This window comes from Actinoallomurus liliacearum (genome assembly GCF_039542035.1).
GTDB classification, from domain to species: domain Bacteria; phylum Actinomycetota; class Actinomycetes; order Streptosporangiales; family Streptosporangiaceae; genus Actinoallomurus; species Actinoallomurus liliacearum.
Genome location: NZ_BAABHJ010000016.1, coordinates 44,791 through 57,987, shown reverse-complemented (window position 1 = coordinate 57,987; position 13,197 = coordinate 44,791). Strand labels below are relative to the sequence as shown.

The following is a 13,197-nucleotide window of genomic DNA, read 5'->3' as shown; positions in this document are numbered from 1 at the left end:
AGTGTCGCGCACGAACGCGACTGTCTGGACCGAACGCCCGGCCGGCGGTCGCTGTTCCCTTCCAGTGTCACCGATCGGACGGCCGTTCGAATGATGAAGGCACCACACTCCGGTGCGGTGCCTTCAACGATCGTACGGGCCGGAAAGCCTCGGCGATCAGCCGAAGAAGACCTCGGCCTCCTCGTAGCGCTGGACCGGGACGGTCTTGAGCTGGTCGGTGGCGGCGCTCAGGTCGACGCGGACGATCTCGGTGCCCTGCAGGCCGACCATCTTGCCGTACGCGCCGTCGTGCACCGCGTCGATGGCGTGCACGCCGAACCGGGTGGCCAGCACGCGGTCGAACGCGGTCGGGGTGCCGCCGCGCTGGATGTGGCCGAGGACCGTGGTGCGGGCCTCCTTGCCGGTGCGCTTCTCGATCTCGGCGGCGAGACGCTCACCGATGCCGCCGAGGCGCACGTGACCGAAGGCGTCGAGCTCCTGCGTCTGCACGTCCATCTGGCCGTCGACCGGGTGGGCGCCCTCGGCGACCACGATGATGGGGGCGTACTTCGTCTGGAAGCGGCTCTCGACGTACCCGCAGACCTTCTCGATGTCGAAGGGCTTCTCCGGGATGAGGATGACGTTCGCACCCGACGCCATGCCGGCGTGCAGCGCGATCCAGCCCGCGTGCCGGCCCATGACCTCGCAGATCAGCGCGCGGTGGTGCGACTCGGCCGTGGTGTGCAGCCGGTCGATGGCCTCCATCGCGATGTTGACCGCGGTGTCGAACCCGAAGGTGTAGTCGGTGGCGTTGAGGTCGTTGTCGATGGTCTTGGGAACGCCGACCACCTTGACCCCCCTGTCGTGCAGCTGACGCGCCACACCCAGGGTGTCCTCGCCGCCGATGGCGATGAGCGCGTCGACGCCCAGCCCGGCGAGGTTGTCCTTGATCCGCTCGACGCCGCCCTCGATCTTGATCGGGTTCGTCCGGGACGAGCCGAGGATGGTGCCGCCGCGCGGCAGGATGCCGCGGACCGCCTGGACGTCGAGCGGCGTGGTGTCGCCCTCGAGCGGACCACGCCAGCCGTCGCGGAAGCCGACGAACTCGTATCCGTAGACCTGGATGCCCTTGCGGACAACGGCGCGGATGACGGCGTTCAGCCCGGGGCAGTCACCGCCGCCGGTCAGCACTCCGACTCGCATGCCCAACTCCTCCGTGTAACCCTGGATTCACCCGCCAGCCTAGTGGCGCGGGTAGGACCTGATCGAAGACGGCGCGCCCACCGGGCACACCGCTCCGATTGGTCTAGACCATAGCGGAAAGCGGCCCCTCTGATCAGCCCTTCGAGGTGTTTGATGCTCCCTCGGCACCCTGCTCTTCCGCTCGGGTGAGATCGTCCGCCGGTTCCTCCGCCACGGCGGGACCGGGCGCGGCGTCGTCCTTGACGTCCGCGGCGTAGCGGTCGACGTACTCCTGGCCGGACAACCGCATGATGGCGTACATGATCTCGTCGGTGACCGCGCGCAGCACGACCCTGTCGTGCGCCATGCCGTAGTACCGGGAGAAGTCGAGCGGCTCGCCGAACCGCACCTCCGGACGGGGGCGCAACTTGGGCAGCGGCCGCCCGGCGGGCATCAGCTCGAAAGTGTTGATCATGGCCATCGGGACGACCGGCGCGCGCGACTCCAGGGCCAGCCGCGCCACGCCGGTCTTGCCGCGGTACAGCCGGCCGTCCGGGACGCGCGTGCCCTCCGGGTAGATGCCGAGCAACCTGCCCTCGGCCAGCACCCGCAGCCCGGTCCGCAGCGCCGCCTCGCTCGCCCGGCCGCCCGTACGGTCGATGGGCACCTGCCCGACGCCGCTGAAGAACAGCCGGCTGAGGAGGCCCTTCAGCCCCGTTCCGGTGAAGTACTCGGCCTTGGCCAGGAACGTCACCTTGCGCGGCAACGGCAGCGGCCCGAAGAAGTGGTCGGCGAAGGAGAGGTGGTTGCCGGCCAGGATGGCCGGACCGTGCCGCGGAACATTGCGCGTGCCGTGCGCCCGCGGTCGCCAGACCAGATACAGAATGGGACCCAAGATGGCCTTGACGACCCAGTAGAACAACGCCCCGCCTTTCGTTACCCCCTGCCGTTCACCCGTCCGTGGGATGATAATCATCTTCCCATCTCAGGCCGGACACACCCACATCCACACACGGCACGTTTTCGACCTTGCGCGGCGCGGGGGCCGTAGGCTCATCTTTGAAGCGTCGGCCGATGGCAGTTCGAGGGGAGGCGCCATGGCGTTGACGCCGGACGTCCGGTCGCGCGTGACCGACGTGCCGCACGACGGCCTGGCCACGATGCGACGGGAGACCGGGGTATGAGTCGGCGGGGCAACGGACTCACGGCGGACGCCTACGTCCCGCTCGCCGACCTGTCTCCGCAACTCGCCGACGCGATGCTGTCCGCCCTCCGGGAGGCGGGCATCGCCGCCTACGCAGCCCCGGCGCCGGGCAAGACCGGCGGTTACCTCGACGTGCGGCTGCCCGAGGAGCCCACCGACCGGCTGTACGCCGACGCGGAGGCCCGGCAGGCCGCCGAGGACATCCTGGAAAGGCACCTCCCCGAGCTGCGCGCCGACTACGCGGCCTCCCGCGACGAGGACGAGATCTTCGCCGAGATCGTGGCGGGGTTCGACCTTCCGACGGTCGACGGCGAGACGCCGTGGCCCGCCGAGGAGAACCTCGACGACGGTCCGGAGGACACGGCCGGGCCCGCGCTGGAGGACTCCGGGTCGGAGCGCACCGCGACGGCCCGCGTCGTCAAGCCCGCGGCCGAGGACGAGGACGAGCACTTCGTTCCGCCTCCCCCGCCGCCGCTGCCGAAGGCGGACCCGATGACGCGGTTCGCGTGGATCGCGCTGCTCGGCGGTCCGGTGTACCTGGTGCTGTCGGTGTTCCTCGGCTGGGCCGTGCCGAGCTGGGCGGCGTTCGCCGCCGTCGCGGCTTTCATCGGCGGCTTCGTGGCACTTGTCCTCCGCATGGGCGACGATCCCCCGGACGACGACGGCGCCGTCGTCTGACGGGCTCGATCGACGGTCACGCTCCCCACCTGAGATCACGGCGGAGACACCTCGCGCGTGAACGCCCGGCGGCGTCCCGCGTCGTACCGCTACGATCGGCGGCCAGGCCGTTCGAAAACCGCGAGGTATCTCATGCCCGGCGAAGAGCCAGTACTGAGCGAAGAGCACGAACCGCCCGGGGAGGTGCCGGCGGCGTCCGGCGCGCACGCACCGCCCACCGAGCAGGCATCGGCGGCGCCCGGTCCCCACGATCCGCCGCCCGGAGAGGCGCAGGCGGCGCCCGGCCCGTACGGTCCGCCGCCCGCCTATCGGCCGCCGGTTGATCCGGCGGCCGCGCCTCCGTACGGACCGGTGCCGGGCGATCCGGCCTCCGCCCCGGTGCTGCCGCTCGCGCATCGGGGCAAGCGGCTCCTGGCCCGGATGATCGACGCCGTGCTCATGATGGCCATCGCGGCGGTGCCGGTCACGCTCGTGTGGCTCTGGGTGCACTACCTGGCCCCCGACGGCGACTCCGGCCTGGCCGCGCTGGGCGCCGTGGGCTCGTTCCTCATCGTGACCGTGGTCATCGTCCTGTACGAGGGCGCGCAGCTCGCCGCGTGGGGCAGGACCCTGGGCAAGCGATGGCTGGGCCTGCGCGTCGTGCGGGCGACGCCGCCCGGCGCCCCGCTGTCCACCGGGAAGGCGTACCTGCGCGCGGCGGTCTATCCGCCCGGATTCGCCGCCCTCCAGATCGTGCCGATGGTGGGCCTGCTGAGCATGCTCAACGTGCTGTGGCAGTTCTGGGACCCGCCCCTCCACCAGTGCCTGCACGACAAGATCGTCGGCACCGTGGTCATCGACGACCGGGCGGCGCGGCGCGCTCTCGCCGGCGGATGATCGGTCCGCGGCCGGTCCGGCGCGGAGCGGGCGTCAGCCGACGCGCAGTTCGGCGAGGACGGGACGGTGGTCGGTGGCGGCCGGGTAGTCGGTGAGCAGTTCGGGGTCGTCGGGTACGCCGCAGCGCAGGACCTCGATGCCGTGGTCGGCGAAGACGCCGTCGATCCGGCGCGTCGGGTTCGCGGCGCTGAACGTCTCCCGGAGCCCGTACGGCGCGGTCGCGCCCGCGTCCTGGAAGCGCTCGGCGAGCAGGTCCCAGGCCGCGCCCCCGGACTCCTCGTTGACGTCCCCGGCCACCACGACCGGCGCGCCGGTCTCCGCGCGGACGCGGTCGAGCTCCTCGATGATCTCCGCGGCGTGGCGGCGGCGCGGCTCGGCGGCGAGGTCGAGGTGGACGCTCGCTGCGACCAGCCGGACGCCGCCGACCTCGAACAGCGCCAGCGCGAGGCCACGCTGGTGCATGTCGGGTACGGGCGACAGCAGGCGGTGCCGTCCGTGCAGGGCGGTGGCCCGCGCTCCGGCGTACAGCTGCAGCCCGGCGACGCGGCCGCGCCGCAGCGCCACCGGGACGAGCGCGGCACGCCGGGCGAGCCACCTCCGCCGGTACCGCCAGAGCTGGAAGCGCGGAGCCTCCTGCACGCAGAGGATGTCCGGCCGCAGCCGCCGGACGACGCGGACGAGCGCCGCCCGGTCGTCCCGCATCGACCGGATGTTGTAGCTGACCAGTCGAACGGTGGGCATCCAGGAGGTCCGGTGGCTCGCTGTCCTAGCGGGAGCGCGCGAGGTCGGCGGCGCCGACGATGCCGGCGTCCGGGCCGAGCTCGGCGATCCTGATGTCGGCGAACGCGCGGTGGCCCCGGCCGGTGAGGGCGTTCTCGAAGGCCTCCCGCGTCGGCCCGAGCAGCAGGTCGCCCGCCTCCGACAGGCCGCCGCCGATGACGAACGCCCCGGGGTCGAGGATGGCCGCCAGGTCGGCGAGGCCCTGCCCGACCCAGCGGGCGATCGTGCGGAAGCACTCCAGCGCCGCGCTGTCGCCCTCGCGTGCCGCCTCGGTGATCTCCGGGCCGCTGATGCCCTCGGGCCTGCCGTCGCCCAGCTCGAGCAGCCGGCCGGCGAGCGCCGGGGACACCCGGGCGATCTCGCGGGCCTCGGCGACCAGGGCGTTGCCGGAGGCGTACTGCTCCCAGCAGCCGCGGTTGCCGCAGCCGCAGCGCCGGCCGTCGGGGACGACCCGGTAGTGCCCGAACTCCGCCCCGATGCCGAAGCGGCCGCGGTACAGCTCGCCGTTCAGGATCAGGCCGCCGCCGATGCCCGTGCCGAGGGCGACGAGGATCATGTGGTCCTCGCCGCGGCCGGCGCCGAACTTCGCCTCGCCCCAGGCGATGGCGTTCGCGTCGTTCTCCACGACGACCGGGAGGCCGACCTCGCCCTCGACCTTCTTCTTGATGGGCTCGTCGCGCCAGGCGAGGTTCGGGGCGAAGAGCACCGTGGCGCGACTCTCGTCCACGAACCCGGCGGCGCCGAGACCGACCGCCTCGACCTCGCCGAAGCGGCTCTTGAGGAGCTCGACGACCTCCGCGATCACCCGGGCCGTCTCGTGCGGGCTCGTGGACGGCGTCGGCCGACGCACCTTCTCCAGAATCCGCCCACGGTCGTCGACCACTCCGGCGGCGACCTTCGTACCGCCGACATCCACACCAATGGTCAGCGTCATGGACGCTTCTCCTCCGTCAACCCGTCGCCGTGCCGGCGCCCGCCGGGTCGTCGCCCGCCGCGCGGGGGCGCGGCCGCGTGCGCTCGAACCCTGCCATCGCCTCACGGACCGCCGAGTAGAGCTGCTCACCCGCCGCCATCACGTGGGAGAGGACCTCCGGACCGGACTCGCGAGACGCCGCGATCGCCCGGCACACCGGGCAGTAGCGGCACTCGGGCGCGCCGGTCGCGAAGTGGTCGCCCCACGCTTCGCTGGTGGCCTGGCTCCATACGTCGTCCTTCGACCCGCCGCCGGCGTTGAACCGCCGACGGAGCGTGTCGACGAGGCGCACGGCCTCGTACAGCACGGATGGTGGCTGCTCACTCATTGGTCATCATCTACCTATCGTCCGGCGTGAAACCGTACCGTCTCGGAGGGTGCGCGCGCGCCACGGGGTGGCCCGCGGCGGCCGGGGCCGCGCCCGCTCTCGGTGCCCGTCGCATCGGCTATCCCTCGACACGTCGTTTCAGCCCTTTGAGGGCCGTGTCGATGATGCGCTTCTCCGCCTTCCGCTTGACCATACCGATCATGGGAACGCGCACGTCCACGGCGAGCTCGTACGTCACCTCGGTGTCGCCGCCGCGCTCGGCGAGGCGGTAGGCGCCGGTCATGCCGGTGAGCATGGTGCCGCGCTCCGCGAGGTGCCAGTGCACCGCTTCGTCGTCGTCCCAGTCATAGGCCAGGACGTAGGTGTCCTTGATCGGCCCAGCCTCCAGCGTGATCCGCACCTGTTCGGCGCGGCCGTCGTCTCCGGCGGCGACGACCTCGGCCGCGGTGATCCCTTCCGCCCATTCAGGGTATTCCGCAAAATCGGCGATGACCGCCATGATCTCTGGCTTTTCAGCCTCGATGGTGATGCTGGAGCTCGTACGGTCCGCCATCGGCGTTTCCTTCTTTCAACTTTCTTCCGGGCGATAAATGGGTGCGGCGCTTCGCCTTGAGCGGAGCGTAGTCTCTAGAACTCCAGAACGTACGGAACCCCGCGTGCGCGGAAGTGACCGACGTTCACGCACTCGGTGCGGCCGATGCGGGTGCGGCGGACGAGCGGCTGGTGGACATGGCCGAACAGCGCGTATCTCGGCTGCGTCTCCTGGATGGCGCGCAGGACCGCCTCGCTGCCGCGTTCGAATCGCCGGGCGACCGTGTCGTACAGCAGTTCGGGAACGGCGGGCGGAATGTGGCAGCACAGCACGTCGACCGCGCCGATCGCCGCGACCTTGGCGGCGTAGACCTCGTCGTCGAGTTCGTACGGCGTGCGGTATTCGGTGCGCAGCCCGCCGCCGACGAACCCGAAGCGCAGGCCGCCGATCTCCACGACCTCCCCGTCGAGCACCCGCTGGCCGGGCCGCAGGCTCTCCGCCCACAGCCGGGGGATGTCGACGTTGCCGTAGGTGAGGTACGCGGGCGTGGGCATGGCGCCGAACAGTTCCTTGTACTGCCGGCGCACGGCGGCCTCGATGTACGGTCCGGCGTCGCCCTCCAGAGTCGCCCACATCGAGCGGGAGAACGCCCGTGCCTCGTCGAATCGCTTCTGGGTGCGCAGTTCGATGAAGGTCGAGGCGTGCTCCGCCCCGAACAGCTCGGCGAAGATGCCCTTGCCGTGGTCGTCGTAGTCGATGAACAGGATCAGATCCCCGAGGCAGATGAACGCGTCCGCCCCGTCACCGGCCAGGGCGAGCGCGTCCGCCCGTCCATGCACGTCGCTGACCACATGAACCCGCATGCGCCAACTGTAAGACCCGCCGACGGCACGGCACGTCGCCGCGGACCGGCGACCGCGGCCGGCACCCGGCCGCCGCCGGCGTTCCGCCGCGCTCGGCGTCTCGGCCGCGGTCAGTGGTCGGCGGCGGCGTCGACGAGGCTGCGCCACTCGCGGACGCGCGCGGCGTCGACCGGTGCCTGGGGCCCGCCGCCCACCGGCCGTACGGCGTCGCCGACCTGGAAGGCCCGGACCCCGGCCGCCACGAGGGCCGGGACGTGCCGGCGCCGCAGGCCGCCGCCGACGAGCATGAGCCGCGCGTCGTGGGCGGCCCGGCGCAGCAGTGCCTCCATGCCCGCCCCCACGCCGCCCGCCGCCCCCGCGCACAGGACGGAGTCGAGGCCGCGCAGCAGGCGGAGGGTCCGCCAGGCGGCCTCCGGCTCGGCGGCGTGGTCGATCGCGCGGTGGAACGTCCACGGCAGCGGCAGCACCGTGTCGGCGAGCCGGGCGGTCGCGGACAGGTCGACGGTGTGGTCGGCGTGCAGGAAGCCGAACACGAAGCCGTCCGCCCCGGCGTCGGCGTGGGCGGCCGCGGCGCGGCAGAGCCTGCCGAGCTCCGATTCGGTCGTCCGGAAGCCGTTCTTGGCCCGGAGCACCACCCGGATCGGCAGGGAGGTCGTCTTGCGCATCGCGGCCACGGTCTTGGGATCCGGGGTCAGGCCGCCGGCCTGCCGGTCGGCGACCGCCATGATGCGGTCGGCACCGCCCGTCTCGGCGGCCTCGGCGTCCACCTCGTTCATCGCGACCACCTCGAGCAACGACATCGCCTCCCCCGCACACCGGCGCCGCGATCCCCGCGGTGAGGCGTATTCTGGCCCGGCCCCTTCGCCACCGCCCCCGGACCTGACCTGCCTTTAGGCCGAACAGACGAGGTCGTTACCGCTTCGTTCCGCTATCGCGACCACGAGACCGGCCCGGGAACGCGCATCAACGAGGTCGTTACACGCGTGGTAAGAAGAAATGCGAGACGTGTCACCGCACCAAAGGCTACCGATCAGTATCTTGAGGCGATAGCGTCCGTGCGAATGCCCGCCGTATCAGCTGAGGAGAAGTCGTGCGCGAGTACACCGTTCCCGCACAAGTGACGATCGCCGACTCGGCGAACCTCACCGACACGCTCTTCTCCCGGGCCGCCGAGGAGCCCGACCGCGTCGTCATTCGGCGCAAGTCCGAATCCGGGTGGCGGGACGTCACCGCGCGCGAGTTCGCCGAGGAGATCGCCCGGGTCGCCAAGGGGCTGATCTCCGCCGGCGTCGAGCCGGGCGACCGCGTGGCGCTCATGTCCCGCACCCGCTACGAATGGACCGTCGCCGACTACGCGATCTGGGCGGCCGGCGGCGTGACCGTGCCGATCTACGAGACGTCCTCGGCCTCGCAGGTCGAGTGGATCGTCGGCGACTCCGGGGCCAAGGCCGTCTTCGTCGAGACGGACGAGCACGCCAAGGCGGTCGAGAGCGTCCGGGAGCGGCTGTCCGAGCTCGCGCAGGTCTGGCGGATGGACGACCTGCCGAGCGGCACGGGATCCGACCAGGACCTGACGGAGCGGCGCGAGTCGCGGTCCGTCGCCGACCTGGCCACGATCATCTACACGTCGGGCACGACCGGCCGCCCGAAGGGCTGCGAGATCACCCACGGCAACCTGCTCGCGACCGCGCGGAACGTCACCGAGGGCGCGCTGACGGAGGTGTTCGGCCTGAAGAGCGGCTCGACGCTGCTGTTCCTGCCGCTCGCTCACGTCTTCGCGCGGCTCATCGAGGTCGGCTGCGTCGAGGCGGGCGTGACGCTCGGCCACACGGCCGACATGGCGCACGTCGTCGACGACCTTGCCTCCTTCCAGCCGACCTTCCTGCTCGCGGTGCCCCGTGTCTTCGAGAAGGTCTACATCGGCGCCGAGCAGAAGGCCAATGCCGACGGCAAGGGCCGCATCTTCCGCGTCGCGGCCGACACCGCGATCGCCTACAGCCGCGCCGACTCCCCCGGGCTCGGGCTGCGGCTCAAGCACGCGCTGTTCGACCGGCTGGTGTACGGCAAGCTGCGTGCCGCGATCGGCGGCCGCGTCAGCCACGCCGTCTCGGGCGGCGCGGCGCTGGGCGAGCGGCTCGGCCACTTCTTCGACGGCGTCGGCATCACGATCCTCGAGGGCTACGGCCTCACCGAGACGACCGCCCCGGCGGCGGTCAACCTGCCCAGCGACAACCGCATCGGCACCGTCGGCAAGCCGATCCCCGGCAGCACGCTGCGCATCGGCGACGACGGCGAGGTGCTCGTCAAGGGACCGAACGTCTTCGCCGGCTACTGGCACAACGAGGAGGCGTCCAAGGCCGCCCTCGAGGACGGCTGGTTCCACACCGGCGACGTGGGCGAGCTCGACGAGGACGGCTACCTCCGGATCACCGGCCGCAAGAAGGAGATCATCGTCACCGCGGGCGGGAAGAACGTCGCGCCGGCGCCGCTGGAGGACCGGCTGCGCGCGCACCCGCTGATCAGCCAGTGCATGGTGGTCGGCGACGCCCGTAAGTTCATCGGCTGCCTGATCACCCTCGACCCCGAGGCGCTCGAGCCGTGGAAGGAGCAGCACGGCAAGACCGGGCTGTCCACCGCGGAGCTGGTGAAGGACCCGGATCTGGTGAAGGAGATCGACGCGGCGGTGGCCGACGCCAACACCACGGTGTCCCGGGCCGAGGCGATCAAGAAGTACCGGATCCTCGACGTGGACTTCACCGAGGAGTCCGGCCACCTCACCCCGACCCTGAAGGTCAAGCGCAACCTCGTCGAGAAGGACTTCGCCGACGAGATCGAGGCACTCTACGCCTGACCTTCCGAGGTCGCCGGGCGGTCAGGCCGGTGTCTCGCGGACGACGGCGGACCGCGCGAAGTCGATCAGGTGGGCGCGCATCGCGTCCCGGTCGTCGGCGTCCGGCCCCAGCACGAGCCGGGTGATCTGGGGTACCGCGTTCGGCCAGCCGGCCATGCCGCACAGCGTCACCAGGGCACGCCCGACGTCGACCGACGGCTCCGCCCCCAGGCGGCTCGCGAGCGCCTCCATCTTCTTGCGGTAGTGGGCGCGCCGGCCGTCGTCGTAGTCGCGCTGGTCGCCGTACTGCAGGGCCTCCCACAGCATCAGGCGGAGTAGTTCGGGATGCGCCCGGTGGTAGTCGTACATCCCGGCCACGTAGTCGCCCGGATCACTGAAGTCCTGCGCCACCATCTCGATGACCTCGTCGAGCACCTGGCTCATGACGGCGTCGAACAGCTTCTCCTTGTTGCCGAAGTGGCCGTAGATGCGCTCCTTGTTGACGCCCGCGCGCTCGGCGATGCGGTCCACCCGCGCTCCGGCGATGCCGTACGCGGCGAACTCCTCCCGCGCGGCACTGAGCAGGGCTTCCTTCGTGGCGGCGGCGGTGTCTCTGGGCATGCGACGAGCTTACCCGAAGGTCAATCCAACTAGTTGGTTGACACCCAACCGGTTGGTTGGATACCTTCCTCGGCATGACGACGTTGATCTCCGCCGGCCGTACCGGAACGACCGCCCGCCAGGCGGAGCCCGCCCACGCCCCCTTCGTGGCGACCCTGGTGACGTTCGTGGCGACGGCCCTGCTGGCCACCGGCCAGCTCTACGGCGTGATCCCCCTGCTGGGCGCGATGGGCCGGGAGTGGCACGCGCCGGCCTCCGCCCTGACGTGGATGGCCAGCGCGTTCGGTTTCGGGTACGCGGCCGGGTTCCTGGTGTTCGGGCCGTTGTCGGACCGGTTCGGCCGGCGCCGGATCATCGTGACGGGCATCGCCGCCACCGCGGTGACGACCGCCCTGGTGGCCCTGTCCTCCAGCCTCGGCATGGCGATCGGCCTTCGTGTCCTGCAAGGGGTGACCACCGCCGCGTTCGCTCCCGTCGCGTTCACCTACATCGCCGAACGCGCCGAGCCGCGGCACCGCCCCACCCTGTTGTCCGCGGTGATCGGCGCGTTCCTCGCGTCGGCGGTGTTCGGTCAGCTCGCCGCGCAGGGCATCGCGGCGGTGGCGGGCTGGCGCGCGGTGTTCGCCGTGTTCGCGGTCGCCTTCGCCCTCGTCGCCACCGCGCTGCGACGGGTGATGCTGCCCGGCCGTCCCGGCACCACGGGCTCCCCGCTCGACGCGTACCGCGCCATGCCGGGCCTCCTCGCCCACCGCCGCCTCATCCCGCTCTACCTGGCGAGCCCGGTGGTCCTCGGTTCGTTCGTCGCCCTCTACACCGGCCTGGCCCTCACCGGCGCGGCGGGCGGGGCGGCGGCGCTGCTCGCCCTGCGCGCGGCGGCGCTTCCGGCGATCCTCGCGGTCCCCTTCGTGACGCCCGTCCTGCAGCGCGTCCCCGGAGCGCGCCGCGCGACCGGGGCGCTGACGCTGTCCGCCGTGTCGGCCGCGCTGATCGGACTGACCCACCCGGGCACCCTGGGGCTCGCGATCCTGCTGAACGCCTTCGTCGCCGGTGTCGGCCTCACCGCCCCCGCCCTGATCGAGACCATCGGCGGCCACGCCGGTGCGGCGCGGGGCACGGCGGTCTCCCTGTTCACCTTCATCCTCTTCGTCGGCGCCAGCGTCGGCCCGCAGGTCGCCGGTGCGCTGAGCGCGCACGGCCTGCCCACGCTGGCGTACGTCCTCGCGGCCCTGCTCGCCCTCGGCGCGACGCTCACCCTGACCGCCCGCCGCTGACCGCCCCGGCGCACGGACCGTCGTCCCCTCGGAGCTCCGAGGGGACGACGGTCCGTGCGTCATGACGTCGCGGTGAAGGCGCGGCGGTACGCGGAGGGCGACGTCCGCATGACCCGCAGGAAGTGCGAGCGGAAGGTGACGGGACTGGCGAACCCGACCGCACGGGCGATCTCCTCGACCGGCGCGGAGGTCTTCTCCAGGAGCGTCAGACTGGCCTGGATCCGCTGGCCGATCAGCCACCGGGCGGGGCTGGTCCCCATGCAGCGCGCGAAGTGGCGCAAGAAGGTGCGGGCGGACATGTGCGCGCGGGCGGCGAGGACGTCGACCGTGATCTCCTCCCGCAGGTTGGCCAGCGCCCAGGTCGTCACCCGGGCGATCCGGTCGTCATCGGCGTCGACGGTCACGGGCGCCTCGATGAACTGCGCCTGGCCGCCGTCGCGATGCGGTGGGATCACCAGCCGCCGCGCCACCGCGTTGGCGACACTCGGCCCATGGTCACGGCGGACCAGATACAGGCACAGGTCCAGTCCCGCGGCGCTGCCGGCGCTGGTCAAGACGTCGCCGTCGTCGATGTAGAGGACGTCGGGGTTCACCTGGACGAGCGGGAACCGCCGGCGCAGCAGACCGGCGTACTGCCAGTGGGTGGTCGCCGGCCGGTGGTCCAGCAGTCCGGCGGCGGCCAGGGCGAACGCGCCGGAGCAGATCGACACGACGCGGGCGCCCCGCTCGTGGGCCAGGCGCAGGGCCGCGACCAGCTCCGGGGAGCACTCACCGCGTACGTCGGGGACGCCGGGGACGATGACGGTGTCGGCCGAGGCGAAGGTGTCCAGGCCGTGCTCGGTGTGGATGGCGGCACCGCCGATGATCGGGACCGGACCGGGTCGCTCGGCGCACACGGCCAGGTCGTACCACGGCACGTCCAGCTCCGGCCTGACCAGCCCGAACACCTCGGTGACGATGCCCGTCTCGAACGGCGACATGCCCTCATAGGCGAGCACCGCGACCGCCGACCCCGCTCTCGATCGCATGGCGGGATCCTAGCGGTGGGTGACGTTGACGCCACTGTTCCCCCGGAGACGC

14 protein-coding genes are annotated in these 13,197 nt (G+C 71.9%); 4 read left to right on the top strand and 10 right to left on the bottom strand.

The features are described 5' to 3' along the window. Window positions 1-156: 156 nt before the first annotated feature. Both ABD978_RS22950 and ABD978_RS22945 read right to left on the bottom strand, forming a co-directional pair. Window positions 157-1,182 carry a 6-phosphofructokinase gene (locus ABD978_RS22950; RefSeq protein ID WP_345358043.1) on the bottom strand — a complete coding sequence of 342 codons (1,026 nt, stop codon included), beginning with the start codon at window positions 1,180-1,182 and terminating at the stop codon, window positions 157-159. A 133-nt stretch (window positions 1,183-1,315) separates the two neighbouring features. Beyond that, entirely contained in the window at window positions 1,316-2,083 is a 768-nt protein-coding gene (locus ABD978_RS22945; RefSeq protein ID WP_345358040.1) for a lysophospholipid acyltransferase family protein, read from the bottom strand. Window positions 2,084-2,341: 258 nt separating this feature from the next. Here ABD978_RS22945 and ABD978_RS22940 point away from each other — a divergent pair, with 258 nt between their 5' ends. Together ABD978_RS22940 and ABD978_RS22935 are read left to right on the top strand one after the other, a co-directional pair. Beyond that, window positions 2,342-3,043 (top strand): hypothetical protein, encoded by a 702-nt coding sequence (locus tag ABD978_RS22940; protein WP_345358037.1) that lies wholly within the window; start codon window positions 2,342-2,344, stop codon window positions 3,041-3,043. Window positions 3,044-3,175: 132 nt separating this feature from the next. Continuing rightward, a complete protein-coding gene (locus ABD978_RS22935; protein WP_345358034.1) occupies window positions 3,176-3,919 on the top strand; it encodes an RDD family protein in 744 nt (247 codons plus the stop codon). Window positions 3,920-3,952: 33 nt separating this feature from the next. On the opposite strand, the gene ABD978_RS22930 is transcribed toward ABD978_RS22935, so the two are convergent. From ABD978_RS22930 to ABD978_RS22905, 6 genes are all read right to left on the bottom strand, one after another. Further along, window positions 3,953-4,660, bottom strand: coding sequence for an endonuclease/exonuclease/phosphatase family protein (locus ABD978_RS22930; RefSeq protein ID WP_345358031.1), 708 nt, complete (start codon window positions 4,658-4,660; stop codon window positions 3,953-3,955). Window positions 4,661-4,685: 25 nt separating this feature from the next. Beyond that, complete coding sequence (locus tag ABD978_RS22925; protein WP_345358028.1) at window positions 4,686-5,633, bottom strand: ROK family glucokinase; 948 nt, start codon at window positions 5,631-5,633, stop codon at window positions 4,686-4,688. 16 nt (window positions 5,634-5,649) lie between these two features. Continuing rightward, window positions 5,650-6,000, bottom strand: coding sequence for a hypothetical protein (locus tag ABD978_RS22920; protein WP_345358025.1), 351 nt, complete (start codon window positions 5,998-6,000; stop codon window positions 5,650-5,652). Window positions 6,001-6,118: 118 nt separating this feature from the next. Then, window positions 6,119-6,553 carry an SRPBCC family protein gene (locus tag ABD978_RS22915; RefSeq protein WP_345358022.1) on the bottom strand — a complete coding sequence of 145 codons (435 nt, stop codon included), beginning with the start codon at window positions 6,551-6,553 and terminating at the stop codon, window positions 6,119-6,121. A 74-nt stretch (window positions 6,554-6,627) separates the two neighbouring features. After that, a complete protein-coding gene (locus ABD978_RS22910) occupies window positions 6,628-7,395 on the bottom strand; it encodes a metallophosphoesterase family protein (protein WP_345358019.1) in 768 nt (255 codons plus the stop codon). Window positions 7,396-7,505: 110 nt separating this feature from the next. Further along, complete coding sequence (locus ABD978_RS22905) at window positions 7,506-8,195, bottom strand: copper homeostasis protein CutC (RefSeq protein WP_345358016.1); 690 nt, start codon at window positions 8,193-8,195, stop codon at window positions 7,506-7,508. Between the two features lie 290 nt (window positions 8,196-8,485). Here ABD978_RS22905 and ABD978_RS22900 point away from each other — a divergent pair, with 290 nt between their 5' ends. Further along, window positions 8,486-10,246 carry an AMP-dependent synthetase/ligase gene (locus ABD978_RS22900; RefSeq protein ID WP_345358013.1) on the top strand — a complete coding sequence of 587 codons (1,761 nt, stop codon included), beginning with the start codon at window positions 8,486-8,488 and terminating at the stop codon, window positions 10,244-10,246. A 21-nt stretch (window positions 10,247-10,267) separates the two neighbouring features. Here the strand turns inward: ABD978_RS22900 and ABD978_RS22895 are convergent, their stop codons facing one another. Further along, window positions 10,268-10,846, bottom strand: coding sequence for a TetR/AcrR family transcriptional regulator (locus ABD978_RS22895; RefSeq protein ID WP_345358010.1), 579 nt, complete (start codon window positions 10,844-10,846; stop codon window positions 10,268-10,270). Window positions 10,847-10,920: 74 nt separating this feature from the next. Here ABD978_RS22895 and ABD978_RS22890 point away from each other — a divergent pair, with 74 nt between their 5' ends. Next, a complete protein-coding gene (locus ABD978_RS22890) occupies window positions 10,921-12,117 on the top strand; it encodes an MFS transporter (RefSeq protein WP_345358007.1) in 1,197 nt (398 codons plus the stop codon). A 59-nt stretch (window positions 12,118-12,176) separates the two neighbouring features. On the opposite strand, the gene ABD978_RS22885 is transcribed toward ABD978_RS22890, so the two are convergent. Continuing rightward, window positions 12,177-13,145, bottom strand: a complete 969-nt coding sequence (locus ABD978_RS22885; protein ID WP_345358004.1) for a helix-turn-helix domain-containing protein — start codon at window positions 13,143-13,145, stop codon at window positions 12,177-12,179. Window positions 13,146-13,197 lie beyond the last annotated feature (52 nt).

Excerpts from the sequence above, each read along its gene's own strand:
- ABD978_RS22940 (WP_345358037.1), top strand. The coding sequence starts at position 2,342 with ATGAGTCGGCGGGGCAACGGACTCACGGCGGACGCCTACGTCCCGCTC.
- ABD978_RS22890 (WP_345358007.1), top strand. The coding sequence starts at position 10,921 with ATGACGACGTTGATCTCCGCCGGCCGTACCGGAACGACCGCCCGCCAG.
- ABD978_RS22885 (WP_345358004.1), bottom strand. The coding sequence starts at position 13,145 with ATGCGATCGAGAGCGGGGTCGGCGGTCGCGGTGCTCGCCTATGAGGGC.
- ABD978_RS22920 (WP_345358025.1), bottom strand. The coding sequence starts at position 6,000 with ATGAGTGAGCAGCCACCATCCGTGCTGTACGAGGCCGTGCGCCTCGTC.
- ABD978_RS22905 (WP_345358016.1), bottom strand. The coding sequence starts at position 8,195 with ATGTCGTTGCTCGAGGTGGTCGCGATGAACGAGGTGGACGCCGAGGCC.
- ABD978_RS22895 (WP_345358010.1), bottom strand. The coding sequence starts at position 10,846 with ATGCCCAGAGACACCGCCGCCGCCACGAAGGAAGCCCTGCTCAGTGCC.
- ABD978_RS22930 (WP_345358031.1), bottom strand. The coding sequence starts at position 4,660 with ATGCCCACCGTTCGACTGGTCAGCTACAACATCCGGTCGATGCGGGAC.
- ABD978_RS22910 (WP_345358019.1), bottom strand. The coding sequence starts at position 7,395 with ATGCGGGTTCATGTGGTCAGCGACGTGCATGGACGGGCGGACGCGCTC.
- ABD978_RS22935 (WP_345358034.1), top strand. The coding sequence starts at position 3,176 with ATGCCCGGCGAAGAGCCAGTACTGAGCGAAGAGCACGAACCGCCCGGG.
- ABD978_RS22950 (WP_345358043.1), bottom strand. The coding sequence starts at position 1,182 with ATGCGAGTCGGAGTGCTGACCGGCGGCGGTGACTGCCCCGGGCTGAAC.
- ABD978_RS22915 (WP_345358022.1), bottom strand. The coding sequence starts at position 6,553 with ATGGCGGACCGTACGAGCTCCAGCATCACCATCGAGGCTGAAAAGCCA.
- ABD978_RS22925 (WP_345358028.1), bottom strand. The coding sequence starts at position 5,633 with ATGACGCTGACCATTGGTGTGGATGTCGGCGGTACGAAGGTCGCCGCC.